Raw genomic sequence first — 16,030 nt, forward strand, 5'->3', positions numbered from 1 at the left:
GCACGTGAGGATGAACGATCTGGAACAATACCGCCAGGAGATCGACGCCATCGACGGGGAGCTGGTACAGCTCTTCCTCCGCCGGATGGAGGTCACCGGCAAGGTGGGGGAGTGGAAGCAGAAGAACGGGGTGCCCGTACTGGACGCCGCCCGGGAGCGGCGGGTCATCGCCGCCAAGACCGCCCTCACCGACGACCCGGTGCGCCGGGCCGATCTGGCCGAGCTCTATGAGACCATCATGGCCATCTCCCGCCGCCAGCAGCGCAAGCTGGTGCGGGAGGGGACCGAGGACCCGGGCTACGCGGCCTATGCCGAGGCCCTGGCCAACGCCCGCACGCCGGTGGCCTCCCCCCGGGTGGTCTACCAGGGGGAGCCGGGCTGTTACAGCGAGGAGGCCGCGGTGGGCTTCTTCGGCGAGGGCGTGGAGAGCCGGGGCTGTCCCTGGTTCTCCGACGTGTTCGCCGCCCTGGAGCGGGGAGAGGCCGACTACGCCGTCCTCCCCATTGAGAACAGCTCCACCGGCTCCATCCGGCAGGTCTACGACCTGCTGGCCCAGTACCGCTACTATGTGGTGGGAGAGTATGACGTAAAGGTGGAGCACTGCCTCATGGCCCTGCCCGGCGTGGGGCTGGAGGACATCCGCACGGTCTACTCCCACGAGCAGGGCCTCATGCAGAGCGAGCGCTTCCTGGACACCCACCGGGACTGGCGGCGGGTCCCCACCCTGGACACCGCCGGATCGGCCAAACAGGTGGCCGAGAGCGGGGAGCGCACCGCCGCCGCCATCTGCTCCCGCCGGGCGGCCCGGCTCTACGGCCTGAACATCCTGGTGGAGGGCACCAACCACAATTCCCTCAACCACACCCGCTTCGTGGTGGTCTCCCCGGTCATGGAGATGCGCCCCGGGCGCAACAAGATCAGCGCCCTCTTCCACCTGCCCCACCAGAGCGGCTCCCTCCACGAGATCCTCACCCTCTTCGCGGTGCAGGGGCTCAACCTCCTGAAGATCGAGTCCCGGCCCATCCCGGGGCGGAGCTGGGAGTACCTCTTCTTCCTGGAGTTCTCGGGTGATCTGCTCTCCCCCGCCATGGACGGGGTGCTCCATGAGCTCTCCCAGCTCTCGGGCGAGATGCGGGTACTGGGCAATTTCCAGGCCTATGAGGGGGGAGCGGAATGAGGGGAAATCTCATTCTCATCGGCATGATGGGCTGCGGCAAGTCCACCGTGGGGGGGCTTCTGGCCCGCCGCCTGGGGTGGGAGCTGGCCGACACTGATTCCCTCATCGAGGCCCGGGAGGGCTGCTCCATCCCCGCACTCTTCGCGCAGCGGGGGGAGGGGTATTTCCGGGACTGTGAGCGGCAGGTGTCTGAGGAGCTCTCCCGCCGGACGGGACTGGTCATCGCCTGCGGCGGCGGCCTCCCCCTGCGGGAGGACTGCATCGGTCCCCTCCGGGAGAGCGGAACGATCATCTTCCTCCACCGTCCCCCCGAGGAGATCTACGACAAGGTATCCATGGCCGGCCGGCCCCTGGGACAGCAGGGGCGGGAGGCCTTTCTGGCGCGCTACGCACAGCGGGAGCCGGTCTATCAGGCCTGCGCCCACCACCAGGTGGAGGTACAGGCCACCCCGGAGGAGACGGCGGCGCGCATTCTGGAGGTGCTCACATGAAATTTCTCATCATCAACGGACCCAACCTGAACCTGCTGGGCAAGCGGGAGCCGGGCATCTATGGGGAGAACAGCTATGAGAGCCTGTGCCGGCGGCTGGAGGAATTTGCCGCCGCCCACGGCTCCACCGCCGTGTGCTTCCAGTCCAACCACGAGGGGGCCATCATCGACGCCATCCAGGCCGCCGACGGGGTCTATGACGCCATCGTGATGAACCCGGGGGCCTTCACCCACTACTCCATCGCCATCCTGGACGCCCTCAAGGCGGTGAGCGTGCCCTGTGTGGAGGTCCATATCTCCAACATCCACCAGCGGGAGGAGTTCCGGCACAAGAGTGTCACCGCCCCCGCCTGTGTGGGCCAGATCTGCGGCCTGGGCCTCTATGGCTACGAGGCCGCCCTGTCCTACTTTCTCTCGAGAGAGAAAGTAGGCAAAGAGAGCTTTCAATAAAAGTCTGGCGTGGCTGGAGCAGAAGAGCGCCCAAGCCATTTTCAAGAAAGGAGACGCAGCCATGGAAGTCACGCTGCACAATACGACTCAAAAACTCTGTGTCATCGGGGACCCGGTGCTCCATTCCAAGTCCCCCCTGATCCAGAACACCATGCTGCGTGCCCTGGGACTGGACTATATCTATCTCTGCCAGCCGGTCCCCCGGGGCAGGGCAGGGGAGTGGCTCAAATGTGCCGCCTTCGCGGGCTACGCGGGCTTCAACGCCACCATGCCCCACAAGGAGGAGCTCCTTCCCCTCATGGACGAGCTGGACGAGGACGCCCGGATGTACGGCGCCGTGAACACCGTGTGTATCCGGGATGGGAAGTACTATGGCTTCAACACCGACGGCAAGGGCTTTCTGGCCTCCCTCCGCCACGCGGGGGTGAACACGGCCGGACAGCGGGTGCTGGTGCTGGGGGCGGGAGGCGCCGCCAAGGCGGTGGCCCCCAAGCTCTGCCAGGAGGGAGCGGCCCGGGCCGTCTATGTGGCCAACCGCACGGCGGAGAAGGCCCGGGCCCTGTGCGCCCCCTGGGGGGAGCGGATGATCCCCGCGGATTTCCGCCCGGAGACCCTGGCCGAGCTGGCCGCCCAGTGCTCCCTGGTGGTCAACTGCACCAATCTGGGCATGGAGGGGACGACGGGACAGTTTGCCGACTTCTCCTTCCTGGACGCCCTGCCAGCCGGAGCGGCGGTGTGCGACCTTATCTATGCCCCCGCCGAGACCGAGCTTCTCCGGCAGGCGCGGATGCGGGGCTTCACAGCCCTCAACGGCCTGGGCATGCTCATCTGGCAGGCGGTCTTCGCCCTGGAGCACTTCACCCGTACCTCCATCGACGGGGCGGCCATGCTCCCCCTGGTGGAGGAGGCGCTGAAGGCACAGAGCAGGTGATCCCGATGGAACAGGGACGGAATGGAAGGGCGGTTCCGTCCCTTTTGCGAAGCTGCACAAAGGAAAGGGGCGGGATGCGCCCCGGAATCGGCGAAAAGCGGACGAAAAAAATCAAAAAACCTCTTGACTTCCGGCACAGTATCCAGTACAATAATAGGGCGCCTGTGAAAAGGCGCACTGCGATGATGCGGGAGATTGCGGCGTGAGCCGGTAACTTCCGCGGAGTATGTCCGAGCGAATCGGGCGGCTGAGAAGGTTCCGTACACGGCGTATATCGCTGTGCAGGGACGAAACCGGCTGCTGTTGCGCCGGTTTTCTTCGTGTCACAGAATGATACGCACGGAAACGTGTACAGAAGATTCTCACCGTACGAAGCGTGCACGGAATACAGAACGTCACTTCGTATGTTTAAGGAGGAAAAACACCATGGCAGCTCAGAAAGAAATGATCCGCATCCGCCTGAAGGCCTACGACCATCAGCTCATCGACCAGAGCGCTGAGAAGATCGTGGAGACCGCCAAGCGCACCGGCGCTTCCGTGTCCGGCCCCATCCCCCTGCCCACCAAGAAAGAGGTCGTGACCATCCTGCGCGCCGTCCACAAGTACAAGGACAGCCGTGAGCAGTTCGAGCGCCGCACCCACAAGCGCCTCATCGACATCCTGAAGCCCTCTCCCAAGACCGTTGAGGCTCTGATGTCCCTAGAGCTCCCCGCCGGCGTCGAGATCGAGATCAAGCTGTAAGCAAAGCAGCAAACCTCAAACCGGCAACCAAATGTGTTGAACCCGCTGTCCATCGCGTTTTTGAGATGGACGGGTCAAGTTGGCCGAGCAATGAGAGTCCAATGCTCAACTCGCCCAACCAATAACCTTATAAGGAGGAAAAAACATGGAAAAGGCCATCATCGGTAAGAAGGTCGGCATGACGCAGATCTTCGACGCCGAAGGCAAGGTCATCCCGGTCACCGTCATCGAGGCGGGCCCCTGCACCGTCGTGCAGAAGAAGACCGAGGAGAAGGACGGCTACACTGCTGTTCAGCTCGGCTACGAGGACGTGGCGGAGCGCAAGCTCACCAAGCCCGAGCTGGGTCACATCAAGAAGGCTGGCGTCGCCCCCAAGAAGGTCCTGAAGGAGTTCAAGCTCGACAAGGCCGCTGAGATGAACGTGGGCGATGAGGTGAAGGTCGACGTGTTCGCCGAGGGCGACCGCGTGGATGTCACCGGCATCAGCAAAGGTAAGGGCTACGCCGGCGTGATCAAGCGCCACGGCGCCCATCGTCTGAAGGAAACCCACGGTACCGGCCCTGTGCACCGTCACGCCGGCTCCATGGGCCCCGCCACCGATCCTTCCCGTATCTTCAAGGGCAAGATCGGCGCCGGCCACATGGGCTGCGAGCAGGTCACCGTGATGAACCTGGATGTCATCAAGGTCGACTCCGAGCTGGGCATCATCGCGGTCCGCGGCGCCATCCCCGGCCCCAAGGGCGGCGTTGTGTACCTGCGTAACAGCGTCATCAACGTCAAGGAGAAGGGCGCTGCTGCTGGCATCAGCAACAACCCGCAGAAGGCTTCCGCCCGCGTCAATCCCCAGAAGGCGTCTGCGCGTAACCGCTAAGAAAGGAGAGAAACCAAATGCCTAAGGCAACTGTTGTTAACATGACCGGCACGAAGGTCGGCGAAGTGGAGCTCTCCGACGCCATCTTCGGAATCGAGCCCAACGAGGTCGTTGTCCACGAGGTCGTCAAGAACCACCTGGCCAACTGCCGTCAGGGCACCCAGTCCGCTCTGACCCGCGCCGAGGTCTCCGGCGGCGGCATCAAGCCCTGGCGTCAGAAGGGCACCGGCCGCGCCCGTCAGGGCTCTACCCGTGCTCCCCAGTGGACCCACGGCGGTATCGTCTTCGCTCCCAAGCCCCGCGATTACAGCTATGCGCTGAACAAGAAGGTTAAGCGTCTGGCTCTGAAGTCCGTCCTCTCCGCCAAGGCCGCTGAGGGCAACGTCATCGTGGTCGACGGCCTGGAGCTGGGCGAGATCAAGACCAAGGCCATGGTCAACTTCCTGAACGCCGTTGAGGCGGGCAAGAAGTCCGTGGTCGTGACCAACGAGGTCAACGAGAACGTGGTCAAGTCCGCCCGGAACATCCCCGGCGTGACCACCACCACCGCTAAGATCCTGAGCGTTTACGACATCGTGAACGCCGACAAGTTCATTGTCGACAAGGCCGCCCTGGCCGTCATCGAGGAGGTGTTCGCGTAATGGCTACCGTCGCTTATGATATCATCAAGCGTCCCATCATCACTGAGAAGTCCGCTTCTCTGTTCGAGATGAAGAAGTACACCTTTGAGGTGGCCAAGGACGCCAACAAGATCGAGATCGCCAAGGCTGTGGAGGAGATCTTCGGCGTGAAGGTCGCCAAGGTCAACACCATCAACATGGATGGTAAGGCCAAGCGCACCGGCCGCTTCCCCGCTGGCCGCCGTCCTTCCTATAAGAAGGCCATTGTCACCCTCACCGAGGACTCCAAGACCATCGAGTTCTTCGAGGGCATGGTGTAAGGAGGTAATGAAACATGGCTATTAAGACGTTCAAGCCCACTACCCCCTCCCGCCGTCACATGACTGTGTCCGCCTTCGAGGGGATCGACAAGAAGGCTAAGCCCGAGCGCAGCCTGACCGAGGTTCTGAAGAAGAACGCCGGCCGCAACAGCTACGGCCGCATCACCGTCCGTCATCGCGGCGGCGGCAACAAGAAGAAGTACCGCATCATCGACTTCAAGCGCGACAAGCAGGGCTCCGCTACCGTGCTGCGCCTGGAGTACGATCCCAACCGCTCCGCCAACATCGCCCTCATCCAGTATGAGGACGGCGAGAAGCGCTATATCCTGGCTACCGTCGGCATGAAGGCTGGCCACATCATCATGACCGGTCCCGACGCCGACATCCTGCCCGGCAACTGCCTGCCCATCGCCAACATCCCCCTGGGCACCCTGATCCACAACATCGAGCTGTATCCCGGCAAGGGCGGCCAGCTGGTCCGCGCCGCTGGTGAGTTCGCTCAGCTGATGGCCAAGGAGAACGGCATGGCTCAGGTCCGTCTGCCCTCCGGCGAGGTGCGCTATATCCGTCCCGAGTGCCTGGCCACCATCGGCCAGATCGGCAACATCGAGCACGAGAACATCCAGATCGGTAAGGCCGGCCGCAAGCGTCACATGGGCTGGCGTCCCACCGTTCGCGGTTCCGTCATGAACCCCAATGACCACCCCCACGGCGGCGGTGAGGGCAAGAGCCCCGTCGGCCGTCCCGGCCCTGTCACTCCTTGGGGCAAGCCTGCTCTGGGTTACAAGACCCGCAAGCTGAAGAACCGCACGGAGAAGTTCATCGTCAAGCACCGCAACGCGAAGTAAGGAGGCAGTAAAAGATGAGCAGAAGTATCAAGAAAGGCCCCTTTTGCGCCCCCGAGCTGCTGAAGCGGGTCGATGAAATGAACCAGACCGGCGAGAAGAAGGTCCTCAAGACCTGGAGCCGCGCCTCCACCATCTTCCCCGCCTTCGTGGGTCACACCTTCGCCGTCCATGACGGCCGCAAGCATGTGCCCGTCTACGTGACCGAGGACATGGTGGGTCACAAGCTGGGCGAGTTCGCCCCCACCCGTACCTTCAAGGGCCACGCTGGCAGCAAGACCGGTAAGTAAGGAGGAGAGAACATGGAAGCGAAAGCTGTTTTGAAGTATGCCCGCATCTCTCCCCGCAAGGTCCAGATCGTCTGCGATCTGATCCGCGGCAAGAGTGTGGCTGAGGCCACCGCCATCCTGATGGCCACCCCCAAGGCCGCCTCCGAGCTGATGCTCAAGGTGCTCAAGAGCGCCGCGGCCAACGCTGAGAACAATCACCAGATGGACCCTGAGAAGCTCTACGTGTCCACCACCTACGCCGCCCCCGGTCCCATCATCAAGCGGATCATGCCCCGTGCTCAGGGCCGTGCGTACCGGATCAACAAGCGCACTTCTCACATCACCATCGCGGTGAGCGAGCGCTAAGGGAGGAGGAACAAAATGGGACAGAAAGTCAATCCCCACGGCCTGCGCGTGGGTGTCATTAAGGATTGGGACTCCCGCTGGTACGCCCGCAACGAGAAGGTCGGCGACCTGCTGGTCGAGGACAAGAAGATCCGCGATTACCTGAAGAAGACCCTGTACGGCGCTGGTATCCCCAAGATCGAGATCGAGCGCGACAACGCCAAGGTCCGCATCTACCTGCACTGCGCCCGCCCCGGCGTGGTCATCGGTAAGGGCGGCGCCGACATCGAGCGCCTGCGCCTGACCCTCGAGAAGATGATCGGCAAGTCCGTTGCCCTGAACATCGTCGAGGTCAAGAACCCCGACATGAACGCTCAGCTGGTGGCCGAGAACATCGCTCAGCAGCTGGAGAAGCGCATCGGCTTCCGCCGTGCGATGAAGAACGCCATGGGCCGCGCGATGCGCATGGGCGCCCGCGGCATCAAGACCTGCTGCTCCGGCCGTCTGGGCGGCGCTGAGATCGCCCGCACCGAACACTATCACGATGGCACCATCCCCCTGCAGACCCTGCGCGCCGACATCGACTACGGCTTCGCTGAGGCTGCCACCACCTACGGCCGCATCGGCGTGAAGGTGTGGATCTACAAGGGCGAGGTGCTCACCCAGAGCCTGCGGACCACCCCCCGCACCCTGGACACCAAGAATTTCAAGGAGCGCTCTGACCGTCCCCGCCGCGATCGTCGCGACGGCGACCGCAAGGGCGGCTTCAACCGCCAGGGCGGTTTCAACCGCAACAACGGCGGCCGTCCCCAGGGCGGTTTCCGTCAGGGCGGCGCTCGTCCCGCCAACACTGCTAAGGAAGGAGGCTCCAACTAATGCTGCTGCCTAAGAGAGTGAAATACCGCCGCGTGCATCGCGGACGCATGAAGGGCAAGGCCCTCAAGGGCAACACCGTCACTTACGGTGATTGGGGCCTCCAGGCCACCGAGCCCTGCTGGATCACCAGCAACCAGATCGAGGCCGCCCGTGTGGCCATGACCCGTCACACCAAGCGTGGCGGTAAGGTCTGGATCAAGATCTTCCCCGACAAGCCCATTACCGAGAAGCCTGCCGAGACCCGCATGGGTTCCGGTAAGGGCTCTCCCGAGTACTGGGTGGCCGTGGTCAAGCCCGGCCGCGTGATGTTCGAGATCGCCGGCGTTTCCGAGGAAGTCGCCCGCGAGGCCCTGCGTCTTGCTTCTCACAAGCTGCCCGTCAAGTGCAAGATTGTGAAGAAGGAGACCGCCGAGACCGAGAATGGTGGTGAATAATGATGAAGGCAAATGAAGTCCGCAAGATGAACGCCGAGGAGCTCAACTCCAAGCTGGGCGACCTGAAGAAGGACCTGTTCCAGCTCCGTCTTCAGCATGCCACCAATCAGCTCGAGAATCCCGCCAAGATCGCCGAGGTCAAGAAGGATATTGCCCGAGTCAAGACCATCCTGCGCGAGCTGCAGCTCGCTGGCCGATAACAGTAAGAAGGAGGAAATAGATCATGGAAAACAGAACTTCTTCCCGTAAGACCAGAGTCGGCCTGGTGGTCTCTGACAAGATGGACAAGACCGTTGTGGTGGCCATCGCCGACCGTGTGGCCCATCCTCTCTACAAGAAGATCGTAAAGCGGACCTACAAGCTCAAGGCCCATGACGAGCAGAATTCCTGCGGCGTGGGCGACCGCGTCCGCGTTATGGAGACCCGCCCCCTGTCCAAGGACAAGCGTTGGCGCGTCGTTGAGATCATCGAGAAGGCGAAGTAAGGAGGTGCCGGAATGATTCAGCAGGAAAGCTATCTGAAGGTCGCCGACAACACCGGCGCCAAGGAGATCAAGACCATCCGCGTGCTGGGCGGTTCCAAGCGCAAGTACGGCAACATCGGCGACGTCGTTGTTGCTTCCGTGCGCAAGGCCCAGCCCGGCGGCACCGTGAAGAAGGGCGAGGTCGTCAAGGCCGTCATCGTCCGTTCCGTCAAGGGTGTCCGCCGCAGCGACGGCAGCTATGTCCGTTTTGACGACAACGCCGCCGTCCTCATCAAGGAGGACAAGAACCCCAAGGGTACCCGTATCTTTGGGCCCGTGGCCCGCGAGCTGCGCGACAAGGATTACATGAAGATCCTGTCCCTGGCTCCCGAAGTGCTGTAAGGGGGTAGGAGATAACATGAACAAGATGAGCATCAAGAAAGACGACCTGGTCGTCGTCCTGTCCGGCAAGGACAAGGGCAAGCAGGGCAAGATCCTCTCCGTCCTGCCCAAGGAGAGCAAGGTCATCGTGGAGGGCGTCAACGTCGCCACCCGTCACACCAAGCCCCGCAAGCAGGGCGAGCAGGGCGGCATCGTCAAGCGCGAGGCCCCCATCTACGCCTGCAAGGTGCAGAAGGTCTGCCCCAAGTGCAACAAGCCCACCCGCATCGGCCACAAGGTCGAGGGTGACAAGAAGGTCCGCATCTGCAAGAAGTGCGGCGCCGAGATCTAAGAGAGGAGGAGTCAACTATGGCTAACATGCCCAACCTGAAGAAGAAGTACCAGGAAGAAGTCGCTCCTGCTCTCATGCAGAAGTTCGGCTACAAGTCCGTCATGCAGATCCCCAAGCTGGACAAGATCGTGGTCAACTGCGGCTGCGGTGAGGCCCGCGACAACGCCAAGGTCCTCGAGGCCGTGGTGGGCGATCTGACCAAGATCACCGGCCAGAAGGCCATCGTGACCAAGGCCAAGAAGTCCGTCGCTAACTTCAAGCTGCGCGAGGGTATGCCCATCGGCGCCAAGGTCACCCTGCGCGGCGACCGTATGTGGGAGTTCGTGGACCGCCTGTTCAACGTGGCCCTGCCCCGCGTGCGTGACTTCCGCGGCATCAACGGCAACGCTTTCGATGGCCGCGGCAACTTTGCCCTGGGCATCAAGGAGCAGCTGATCTTCCCCGAGATCGAGTACGACAAGATCGACAAGATCCGCGGCATGGACATCGTGTTCTGCACCACCGCTCAGACTGATGAAGAGGCCAAGGAGCTGCTGACCCTGATCGGCGCGCCCTTCGCCCGCTAAGGAGGAGAACGTTAATGGCTAAGAAGTCTATGATCCTGAAGCAGCAGGCGGAGCCCAAGTTCTCCACCCGCCGCTACAACCGCTGCAAGATCTGCGGCCGCCCCCACGCCTACCTGCGTGACTACGGCATCTGCCGTATCTGCTTCCGCGAGCTGGCCTACAAGGGTCAGATCCCCGGCGTGAAGAAGGCCTCCTGGTAAACAACCGATCGTAACGCTAACGCCGCGCCCGACGTGTGAGAACACGTCTGGCGCTTGCGTTGCGTGACGGGAGGTTCGCCCGGAGTCCACCCCCGTGGGTCGAGCGCTGCTCCCCGCCGGTCTTCTGGGGCCGCCGCCCCTTCCTTACGGAGCGGTTTTCGACGTAAAATTCTCCGTTTAAGTGATAAACTGGCTGGATAGTGCAAGCGACGCTGTGAAATTTGAATAAGAGACCCCCGTTCTGGGACAGTGCCTAGGGCATTTCTCCAAAAGTGCGGATTTGGGACAATTTTTCCTTTTCACAGCGGGCTTTTCACTATATAATATCCCCTAGCAGACGGTTAAAAGGTCGGAGCCTTGCGAACTCCGATACCTTGCCGCCTTAACAGATCTTCTCACGGATCTGTAACTCTAAAAAGGAGGGTAAACTCATGCATATTACCGACCCCATTGCGGATATGCTGACCCGCATCCGCAACGCGAACAACGCAAAGCATGACACCGTGGACGTACCCGCGTCCAACATGAAGAAGTCCATCGCTCAGATCCTGCTGGATGAAGGCTACATCAAGAACTTCCAGCTGATCGACGACGGCACTCAGGGCGTTATCCGCATCACCCTGAAGTACGGCGCTGGTAAGGAGAAGGTCATCTCCGGTCTGCGCCGCGTGTCCAAGCCCGGCCTGCGCGTGTACGCTGGCGCTGATGAGCTGCCCCGCGTCATCCGTGGTCTGGGTATCGCTATCGTGTCCACTTCCAAGGGCGTCATGACCGATAAGGCTGCGCGTGCGGCCCACGTCGGCGGCGAGGTCCTTGCGTTCGTGTGGTAAGGGAGGGAGAGTAGAATATGTCTCGTATCGGAAGAAAGCCGATCTCCATCCCCGCCGGTGTGGACGTGAAGATCGATGGGAACGTCGTGACCGTTAAGGGCCCCAAGGGCACCCTGACCCGTGCGTTCCACCCCAATATGAACATCGCCCAGGAGGGTAACGAGATCCTCGTGACCCGTCCCAACGATGCCAAGGAGAACCGCAGCCTGCATGGCCTGACCCGCACCCTGATCCACAACATGGTCGTCGGCGTGACCGAGGGCTTCAAGAAGGAGCTGGACGTCAACGGCGTGGGCTACCGTGTTGCCATGGAAGGCAAGAAGCTGGTCATGAACCTGGGCTTCTCCCATCAGGTCTTTATGGAGGCTCCCGAGGGAATCACCATCGAGACCCCCAGCGCCAACAAGATCGTCGTCTCCGGCGCCAGCAAGGAGCAGGTCGGTCAGTTCGCCGCTGAAGTCAGAGAGAAAAGACCCCCCGAGCCTTACAAGGGCAAGGGTATCAAATACACTGACGAGGTCATCCGCCGCAAGGAAGGCAAGACCGGCGTCAAGAAGAAATAAGGAGGTGTGCCACTATGATCAATCGTCCCAATACCAAGGCGCAGCGGCTTAAGCGCCATAAGCGTGTCCGCTCTAAGATTTCCGGCACGCCCGAGCGTCCCCGTCTGAACGTGTTCCGCAGCGAGACCAACATCTATGCCCAGATCATCGACGATGTCAACGGCAAGACCCTGGTCTCCGCTTCTTCCCTGGAGAAGGGCTTTGAGGGCAAGGGCTCCAACTGTGAGGCTGCCAAGAAGGTCGGCCTGACTGTTGCTGAGCGCGCCAAGGCCGCCGGCATCAGCACTGTGGTCTTCGACCGCGGCGGCTACGTGTATCACGGCCGGGTGGCTGCTCTGGCCGAGGGTGCCCGCGAGGGCGGCCTCGAATTTTAAGGGGAGGAGATAACGAACATGGCTAGATTTGAAAGAGAACCCAGCGAGTTCACCGAGAAGCTCGTTTCTCTGAACCGCGTTTCCAAGACCGTCAAGGGCGGTCGCATCTTCAAGTTCGCCGCTCTCATGGTCGTGGGCGACGAGAAGGGCCGCGTGGGCTTCGGCCTGGGCAAGGCCGCTGAGGTGCCCGAGGCGATCCGCAAGGGCATTGAGGATGCCAAGAAGAACATGTGCACGGTGAGCCTGTCCGGCACCACCATTCCCCACGAGGTCATCGGCGAGTTCGGCGCCGGCCGCGTGCTCCTGAAGCCCGCTGCCCCCGGTACCGGTATCATCGCCGGCGGTCCCGTCCGCGCTGTCATGGAGGCCGCCGGCATCCACGACATCCGCGCCAAGTGCCTGCGCTCCAACAACCCGCAGAACGTGGTTTCCGCTACCTTCGAGGGCCTGAAGGCTCTTCGCAGCCCCGAGGAAGTGGCCCGCGTCCGCGGCAAGAGCGTCAGCGAGATCGTAGGTTAAGGAGGGCCGATCACAATGGCTAACATGAACATCAAGCTGGTCAAGAGCCTGAACGGCCGCATCGCCAAGCATAAGGCGACTGCCGAGGCTCTGGGTCTGCGTAAGATCGGCGACACCACCGTACAGCCCGACAATGTCGCTACCCGCGGCAAGATCGCTCAGATCGGTTACCTGCTCCAGGTCACCGAGGAAAAGTAAGGAGGTGCGCGATATGAAACTGCATGAACTTTCTCCCGCGCCCGGCTCTGTGAAGAAGGCTTTCCGCAAGGGCCGCGGCAAGGGTTCCGGTAACGGCACCACCGCCGGCCGTGGTCAGAAGGGCCAGTGGGCTCGCTCTGGCGGCGGCGTCCGCGTCGGCTTCGAAGGCGGCCAGATGCCTCTGACCCGCCGTCTGCCCAAGCGCGGCTTCAACAACATCTTTGCCGAGCGCCTGGAGGCCATCAACGTCTCCGCTCTCAACAAGTTTGAGGACGGCGCTACCGTCAATGTCTGCGACCTGCTGGAGAAGGGTATCCTCTCCAAGTGTGAGCACGGCGTCAAGATCCTGGGCAACGGGACTCTGACCAAGAAGCTCACCGTCCGTGCCTCCGCGTTCTCCGCTTCCGCGAAGGAGAAGATCGTCGCGGCGGGCGGAAAGTACGAGGTGATCTAAGTGATCGAAACCGTACGCAATGCCTGGAAGATCCCGGATCTGCGTAAGAAGCTCCTCTTTGTGATCTTCGCGCTGCTGGTCTTCCGCCTGGGCTCTGCCGTCCCCGTTCCCTTCGTGAACGGAGAGGTATTCGCCAATCAGATGAACGCCATGAGCGGCACCATCTTCGGTCTGCTGGGCGCGATGAATGGCACCGCCTTCTCCCAGGCGACTGTGTTCGCCCTGGGTGTGCAGCCCTATATCAACAGCTCCATTATTGTGCAGCTGCTGACCGTCGCCATCCCCGCTCTGGAGCGTCTCCAGAAGGAGGGCGGCGAGGAGGGCCGCAAGAAGATCGCCGCCATCACCCGGTATGTCACCGTGGCCATCGCGGTGCTGCAGGGCTTCGGCTACTACACCCTGATCAAGACGGCCGGCGCTTCCAGCGGCGTGAGCGTGCTGGACACCACCGGTGTTCCCGGCTGGTGGGCCGCCATCGTGATCATCGTGTCCTTCACCGCCGGTTCCGCCTTCATCATGTGGCTGGGTGAGCAGATCACCGAGTTTGGCATCGGCAACGGTATCTCGATCATCCTGTTTGCGGGCATCCTGTCCCGCGGCCCCTCCATGGTCCGTTATATGATCGTGGGTGTGCAGAACTGGGCCAACGGTGTCACCACCGAGGGAGCTTTCCGGCTCCATCCCGTGGGCATCGTGGCGATCCTGATCGGTATGCTGGCCATGGTGGTCTTCATCGTGTTCATCCAGAATGCCGAGCGCCGCATCCCGGTGCAGTACGCCAAGCGCGTGGTGGGCCGGAAGATGTACGGCGGCCAGTCCAGCCATCTGCCCCTGAAGGTGAACATGACCGGCGTTATGCCCATCATCTTCGCCCAGGCCATCGCCAGCCTGCCTGCCACCATCGGGGCCTTCGTCCCCTCTTCCCGCACCCCCGGCACCGGCTGGTATACCTTCCTGCAGATCTTTGATACCACGAGCGTGTTCTACATCGTGGTGTATTTCCTGCTGATCCTCGGCTTCAGCTACTTCTACTCCACCATGCAGTTCAACCCCGTGGAAGTGGCCAACAACCTGAAGAAGAACGGCGGCTTCGTGCCCGGCTTCCGGCCCGGCAAGCCCACCGCTGATTTCATTCAGAAGGTACTGGGGAAGATCACCTTCTTCGGCGCCATCTACCTGTCTGTGATCGCCATCGCCCCCATCGTGACTGGTGCGCTGGTGAACAACAGCTCTCTGGCCATCGGCGGCACCTCCGTCATCATCGTCGTGGGCGTCGCGCTGGAGACCACCAAGGCCATGGAGGCCCAGATGCTCATGCGGCATTACAAGGGCTTCCTGGAATAATCGAGGTGTATCGGATATGAAGCTGATTCTGTTGGGCGCCCCGGGCGCCGGTAAAGGCACCCAGGCTGAGATCATCAGCCAGAAGCTGGGCATTCCCACCATCTCCACCGGCAACATCCTGCGCGCTGCCGTGAAGAACGGCACGCCCGTGGGTCTGAAGGCCAAGGAGTATATGGAGGCCGGCAAGCTGGTTCCCGATGAGGTCATCATTGGCATCATCCAGGAGCGGCTGGCTGAGGCCGACTGCGCCAATGGCTACATCTTGGACGGCGTGCCCCGCACCATCGCCCAGGCCGAGGCCCTGGACAAGGCCGGTATCCACTTTGACGTGGTGCTCTCTCTGGAGATCGCCGACAGCGTCATCGAGGCCCGTATGACCGGCCGCCGGACCTGCCACGGCTGCGGCGCCACCTACCACATTGTGGCCGCGCCCCCCAAGACCGAGGGCGTGTGCGACAAGTGCGGCGGCGCGCTGGAGCAGCGGAAGGACGATCAGCCTGAGACGGTCAAGCACCGTCTGGAGGTCTATCATCAGGAGACCGAGCCTCTGAAGGATTACTATCAGGCCAAGGGCCTGCTCCAGAACGTTCCCGATCTGGGCGGCATCGAGGCCACCAACGAGGCCATTATGAAACTGTTGGGGAAGTGACTCGGATGGAAATGATTTCCCTCAAGTCCCCCCGTGAGATCGAGCGGATGCGCAGGGCCGGGCGGATTACCGCCCAGGCCCGCGCATTGGCCGGCACCCTGGTGCGGCCCGGCGTCACCACGCTGGAGATCGACACCGCGGTGCGCAAGTTCATCGAGAGCCAGGGCGCCAAGCCCTCTTTTCTGGGCTACGGCGGGTTTCCCGGTTCGGCCTGTATCTCGGTGAACGACGTCGTCATCCACGGCATTCCGGATCACCGGAAGCTCCAGGAGGGCGACATCGTCAGCGTGGACGTGGGAGCCTGCATCGACGGCTTCCACGGCGACTGTGCGGCTACCTTTGCCTGCGGAGAGATCTCCGAAGAGGCAAAGCGCCTCATTGAAGTGACCGAACAGAGCTTCTGGGAGGGCTTCAAGATGGCCAAGGCCGGCAACCGCGTCTATGACATTTCCCACGCCGTACAGCAGTTCGTGGAAGCGAACGGCTGCTCGGTGGTGCGGGACTTTGTGGGCCACGGCGTGGGCATGAAGCTCCACGAGGCCCCGGAGGTCCCCAACTTCGGTCCCGCCGGCCATGGCCCCCGGCTCCAGCCGGGCATGACCCTTGCGGTCGAACCTATGGTCTGCGCCGGAGACTGGCGCGTCAAGGTCCTGAAGGACAAGTGGACCACCGTCACCGTTGACGGCTCCCTGGCCGCCCATTATGAGAACACCATTCTCATCACTGACGGGGAGCCGGAAGTGCTCACCTGTCCTGGAGAGTGAGCCT

28 protein-coding genes are annotated in these 16,030 nt (G+C 62.2%); all 28 read left to right on the top strand.

Going from position 1 to position 16,030, the window contains the following annotated elements:
• The first annotated feature begins 10 nt into the window (after positions 1 to 10).
• Positions 11 to 1,177: a bifunctional chorismate mutase/prephenate dehydratase gene (locus tag INF37_RS12285; RefSeq protein WP_193538597.1), complete on the top strand. Its 1,167-nt coding sequence runs from the start codon at positions 11 to 13 to the stop codon at positions 1,175 to 1,177.
• Positions 1,174 to 1,668: a shikimate kinase gene (locus INF37_RS12290; protein ID WP_193538599.1), complete on the top strand. Its 495-nt coding sequence runs from the start codon at positions 1,174 to 1,176 to the stop codon at positions 1,666 to 1,668. The genes INF37_RS12285 and INF37_RS12290 overlap by 4 nt, the downstream gene beginning before the upstream one ends.
• Positions 1,665 to 2,117 (top strand): type II 3-dehydroquinate dehydratase, encoded by a 453-nt coding sequence (aroQ, locus tag INF37_RS12295; RefSeq protein ID WP_101691659.1) that lies wholly within the window; start codon positions 1,665 to 1,667, stop codon positions 2,115 to 2,117. Before INF37_RS12290 ends, aroQ begins: the two co-directional genes overlap by 4 nt.
• Positions 2,118 to 2,178: 61 nt before the next feature.
• The gene (gene aroE / locus INF37_RS12300) at positions 2,179 to 3,048 is read left to right on the top strand and encodes a shikimate dehydrogenase (RefSeq protein WP_193538601.1); all 870 of its coding nucleotides are present in this window, start codon (positions 2,179 to 2,181) and stop codon (positions 3,046 to 3,048) included.
• 426 nt (positions 3,049 to 3,474) lie between these two features.
• Positions 3,475 to 3,789: a 30S ribosomal protein S10 gene (gene rpsJ, locus INF37_RS12305; protein WP_006573401.1), complete on the top strand. Its 315-nt coding sequence runs from the start codon at positions 3,475 to 3,477 to the stop codon at positions 3,787 to 3,789.
• A gap of 145 nt (positions 3,790 to 3,934) precedes the next feature.
• Complete coding sequence (gene rplC, locus INF37_RS12310) at positions 3,935 to 4,660, top strand: 50S ribosomal protein L3 (RefSeq protein ID WP_101691661.1); 726 nt, start codon at positions 3,935 to 3,937, stop codon at positions 4,658 to 4,660.
• Positions 4,661 to 4,677: 17 nt separating this feature from the next.
• Complete coding sequence (gene rplD, locus INF37_RS12315) at positions 4,678 to 5,301, top strand: 50S ribosomal protein L4 (protein ID WP_101691662.1); 624 nt, start codon at positions 4,678 to 4,680, stop codon at positions 5,299 to 5,301.
• Entirely contained in the window at positions 5,301 to 5,600 is a 300-nt protein-coding gene (gene rplW, locus INF37_RS12320) for a 50S ribosomal protein L23 (RefSeq protein WP_101691663.1), read from the top strand. The genes rplD and rplW overlap by 1 nt, the downstream gene beginning before the upstream one ends.
• A gap of 14 nt (positions 5,601 to 5,614) precedes the next feature.
• Entirely contained in the window at positions 5,615 to 6,448 is an 834-nt protein-coding gene (gene rplB, locus INF37_RS12325; RefSeq protein ID WP_101691664.1) for a 50S ribosomal protein L2, read from the top strand.
• Between the two features lie 14 nt (positions 6,449 to 6,462).
• Positions 6,463 to 6,735, top strand: a complete 273-nt coding sequence (gene rpsS / locus INF37_RS12330; protein WP_101691665.1) for a 30S ribosomal protein S19 — start codon at positions 6,463 to 6,465, stop codon at positions 6,733 to 6,735.
• Between the two features lie 12 nt (positions 6,736 to 6,747).
• Positions 6,748 to 7,080, top strand: coding sequence for a 50S ribosomal protein L22 (rplV, locus tag INF37_RS12335; RefSeq protein ID WP_101691666.1), 333 nt, complete (start codon positions 6,748 to 6,750; stop codon positions 7,078 to 7,080).
• 15 nt (positions 7,081 to 7,095) lie between these two features.
• Positions 7,096 to 7,935 carry a 30S ribosomal protein S3 gene (gene rpsC, locus INF37_RS12340; RefSeq protein ID WP_101691667.1) on the top strand — a complete coding sequence of 280 codons (840 nt, stop codon included), beginning with the start codon at positions 7,096 to 7,098 and terminating at the stop codon, positions 7,933 to 7,935.
• Positions 7,935 to 8,369 carry a 50S ribosomal protein L16 gene (gene rplP, locus INF37_RS12345; protein WP_101691668.1) on the top strand — a complete coding sequence of 145 codons (435 nt, stop codon included), beginning with the start codon at positions 7,935 to 7,937 and terminating at the stop codon, positions 8,367 to 8,369. Before rpsC ends, rplP begins: the two co-directional genes overlap by 1 nt.
• A gap of 2 nt (positions 8,370 to 8,371) precedes the next feature.
• Positions 8,372 to 8,569 (top strand): 50S ribosomal protein L29, encoded by a 198-nt coding sequence (rpmC, locus tag INF37_RS12350; RefSeq protein ID WP_180956764.1) that lies wholly within the window; start codon positions 8,372 to 8,374, stop codon positions 8,567 to 8,569.
• Positions 8,570 to 8,592: 23 nt separating this feature from the next.
• Positions 8,593 to 8,853: a 30S ribosomal protein S17 gene (gene rpsQ, locus INF37_RS12355; RefSeq protein ID WP_101691670.1), complete on the top strand. Its 261-nt coding sequence runs from the start codon at positions 8,593 to 8,595 to the stop codon at positions 8,851 to 8,853.
• A 12-nt stretch (positions 8,854 to 8,865) separates the two neighbouring features.
• Entirely contained in the window at positions 8,866 to 9,234 is a 369-nt protein-coding gene (gene rplN / locus INF37_RS12360; RefSeq protein ID WP_101691671.1) for a 50S ribosomal protein L14, read from the top strand.
• 16 nt (positions 9,235 to 9,250) lie between these two features.
• Positions 9,251 to 9,565: a 50S ribosomal protein L24 gene (gene rplX / locus INF37_RS12365; RefSeq protein WP_101691672.1), complete on the top strand. Its 315-nt coding sequence runs from the start codon at positions 9,251 to 9,253 to the stop codon at positions 9,563 to 9,565.
• Between the two features lie 26 nt (positions 9,566 to 9,591).
• Positions 9,592 to 10,131, top strand: coding sequence for a 50S ribosomal protein L5 (gene rplE, locus INF37_RS12370; RefSeq protein ID WP_180956766.1), 540 nt, complete (start codon positions 9,592 to 9,594; stop codon positions 10,129 to 10,131).
• Between the two features lie 14 nt (positions 10,132 to 10,145).
• Positions 10,146 to 10,331, top strand: a complete 186-nt coding sequence (locus tag INF37_RS12375; protein WP_006573415.1) for a type Z 30S ribosomal protein S14 — start codon at positions 10,146 to 10,148, stop codon at positions 10,329 to 10,331.
• 431 nt (positions 10,332 to 10,762) lie between these two features.
• The gene (gene rpsH / locus INF37_RS12380; protein WP_087259939.1) at positions 10,763 to 11,161 is read left to right on the top strand and encodes a 30S ribosomal protein S8; all 399 of its coding nucleotides are present in this window, start codon (positions 10,763 to 10,765) and stop codon (positions 11,159 to 11,161) included.
• A 17-nt stretch (positions 11,162 to 11,178) separates the two neighbouring features.
• Positions 11,179 to 11,724 (top strand): 50S ribosomal protein L6, encoded by a 546-nt coding sequence (rplF, locus tag INF37_RS12385; protein ID WP_101691674.1) that lies wholly within the window; start codon positions 11,179 to 11,181, stop codon positions 11,722 to 11,724.
• A 14-nt stretch (positions 11,725 to 11,738) separates the two neighbouring features.
• Entirely contained in the window at positions 11,739 to 12,098 is a 360-nt protein-coding gene (rplR, locus tag INF37_RS12390; protein ID WP_186963505.1) for a 50S ribosomal protein L18, read from the top strand.
• 18 nt (positions 12,099 to 12,116) lie between these two features.
• Positions 12,117 to 12,617, top strand: coding sequence for a 30S ribosomal protein S5 (gene rpsE / locus INF37_RS12395; RefSeq protein WP_101691676.1), 501 nt, complete (start codon positions 12,117 to 12,119; stop codon positions 12,615 to 12,617).
• 15 nt (positions 12,618 to 12,632) lie between these two features.
• Positions 12,633 to 12,815, top strand: a complete 183-nt coding sequence (gene rpmD, locus INF37_RS12400; RefSeq protein ID WP_101691677.1) for a 50S ribosomal protein L30 — start codon at positions 12,633 to 12,635, stop codon at positions 12,813 to 12,815.
• Between the two features lie 13 nt (positions 12,816 to 12,828).
• On the top strand, positions 12,829 to 13,269 hold the full coding sequence (gene rplO / locus INF37_RS12405) for a 50S ribosomal protein L15 (protein ID WP_101691678.1): 441 nt from the start codon (positions 12,829 to 12,831) through the stop codon (positions 13,267 to 13,269).
• Positions 13,270 to 14,613 carry a preprotein translocase subunit SecY gene (gene secY / locus INF37_RS12410; RefSeq protein ID WP_101691679.1) on the top strand — a complete coding sequence of 448 codons (1,344 nt, stop codon included), beginning with the start codon at positions 13,270 to 13,272 and terminating at the stop codon, positions 14,611 to 14,613. It abuts the gene before it with no gap.
• Positions 14,614 to 14,629: 16 nt separating this feature from the next.
• Positions 14,630 to 15,262 (top strand): adenylate kinase, encoded by a 633-nt coding sequence (locus tag INF37_RS12415; protein WP_101691680.1) that lies wholly within the window; start codon positions 14,630 to 14,632, stop codon positions 15,260 to 15,262.
• Positions 15,263 to 15,273: 11 nt separating this feature from the next.
• Positions 15,274 to 16,026, top strand: a complete 753-nt coding sequence (gene map, locus INF37_RS12420) for a type I methionyl aminopeptidase (RefSeq protein ID WP_101692045.1) — start codon at positions 15,274 to 15,276, stop codon at positions 16,024 to 16,026.
• Positions 16,027 to 16,030: the final 4 nt, after the last annotated feature.

The organism is Pseudoflavonifractor gallinarum (genome assembly GCF_014982855.1).
In the GTDB taxonomy this organism is placed as follows: Bacteria; Bacillota; Clostridia; order Oscillospirales; family Oscillospiraceae; genus Pseudoflavonifractor_A; species Pseudoflavonifractor_A gallinarum.

Excerpts from the sequence above, each read along its gene's own strand:
- INF37_RS12415 (WP_101691680.1), top strand. The coding sequence starts at position 14,630 with ATGAAGCTGATTCTGTTGGGCGCCCCGGGCGCCGGTAAAGGCACCCAG.
- rpsH (WP_087259939.1), top strand. The coding sequence starts at position 10,763 with ATGCATATTACCGACCCCATTGCGGATATGCTGACCCGCATCCGCAAC.
- rplO (WP_101691678.1), top strand. The coding sequence starts at position 12,829 with ATGAAACTGCATGAACTTTCTCCCGCGCCCGGCTCTGTGAAGAAGGCT.
- map (WP_101692045.1), top strand. The coding sequence starts at position 15,274 with ATGATTTCCCTCAAGTCCCCCCGTGAGATCGAGCGGATGCGCAGGGCC.
- rplF (WP_101691674.1), top strand. The coding sequence starts at position 11,179 with ATGTCTCGTATCGGAAGAAAGCCGATCTCCATCCCCGCCGGTGTGGAC.
- rplE (WP_180956766.1), top strand. The coding sequence starts at position 9,592 with ATGCCCAACCTGAAGAAGAAGTACCAGGAAGAAGTCGCTCCTGCTCTC.
- rplR (WP_186963505.1), top strand. The coding sequence starts at position 11,739 with ATGATCAATCGTCCCAATACCAAGGCGCAGCGGCTTAAGCGCCATAAG.
- rplX (WP_101691672.1), top strand. The coding sequence starts at position 9,251 with ATGAACAAGATGAGCATCAAGAAAGACGACCTGGTCGTCGTCCTGTCC.
- rplP (WP_101691668.1), top strand. The coding sequence starts at position 7,935 with ATGCTGCTGCCTAAGAGAGTGAAATACCGCCGCGTGCATCGCGGACGC.
- aroQ (WP_101691659.1), top strand. The coding sequence starts at position 1,665 with ATGAAATTTCTCATCATCAACGGACCCAACCTGAACCTGCTGGGCAAG.
- rplW (WP_101691663.1), top strand. The coding sequence starts at position 5,301 with ATGGCTACCGTCGCTTATGATATCATCAAGCGTCCCATCATCACTGAG.
- rpmD (WP_101691677.1), top strand. The coding sequence starts at position 12,633 with ATGGCTAACATGAACATCAAGCTGGTCAAGAGCCTGAACGGCCGCATC.
- rpsE (WP_101691676.1), top strand. The coding sequence starts at position 12,117 with ATGGCTAGATTTGAAAGAGAACCCAGCGAGTTCACCGAGAAGCTCGTT.
- INF37_RS12285 (WP_193538597.1), top strand. The coding sequence starts at position 11 with ATGAACGATCTGGAACAATACCGCCAGGAGATCGACGCCATCGACGGG.
- INF37_RS12375 (WP_006573415.1), top strand. The coding sequence starts at position 10,146 with ATGGCTAAGAAGTCTATGATCCTGAAGCAGCAGGCGGAGCCCAAGTTC.
- rplN (WP_101691671.1), top strand. The coding sequence starts at position 8,866 with ATGATTCAGCAGGAAAGCTATCTGAAGGTCGCCGACAACACCGGCGCC.
- INF37_RS12290 (WP_193538599.1), top strand. The coding sequence starts at position 1,174 with ATGAGGGGAAATCTCATTCTCATCGGCATGATGGGCTGCGGCAAGTCC.
- rpsC (WP_101691667.1), top strand. The coding sequence starts at position 7,096 with ATGGGACAGAAAGTCAATCCCCACGGCCTGCGCGTGGGTGTCATTAAG.
- rplD (WP_101691662.1), top strand. The coding sequence starts at position 4,678 with ATGCCTAAGGCAACTGTTGTTAACATGACCGGCACGAAGGTCGGCGAA.
- rpsQ (WP_101691670.1), top strand. The coding sequence starts at position 8,593 with ATGGAAAACAGAACTTCTTCCCGTAAGACCAGAGTCGGCCTGGTGGTC.
- rpsJ (WP_006573401.1), top strand. The coding sequence starts at position 3,475 with ATGGCAGCTCAGAAAGAAATGATCCGCATCCGCCTGAAGGCCTACGAC.
- rplB (WP_101691664.1), top strand. The coding sequence starts at position 5,615 with ATGGCTATTAAGACGTTCAAGCCCACTACCCCCTCCCGCCGTCACATG.
- rplV (WP_101691666.1), top strand. The coding sequence starts at position 6,748 with ATGGAAGCGAAAGCTGTTTTGAAGTATGCCCGCATCTCTCCCCGCAAG.
- rpmC (WP_180956764.1), top strand. The coding sequence starts at position 8,372 with ATGAAGGCAAATGAAGTCCGCAAGATGAACGCCGAGGAGCTCAACTCC.
- aroE (WP_193538601.1), top strand. The coding sequence starts at position 2,179 with ATGGAAGTCACGCTGCACAATACGACTCAAAAACTCTGTGTCATCGGG.
- rplC (WP_101691661.1), top strand. The coding sequence starts at position 3,935 with ATGGAAAAGGCCATCATCGGTAAGAAGGTCGGCATGACGCAGATCTTC.
- rpsS (WP_101691665.1), top strand. The coding sequence starts at position 6,463 with ATGAGCAGAAGTATCAAGAAAGGCCCCTTTTGCGCCCCCGAGCTGCTG.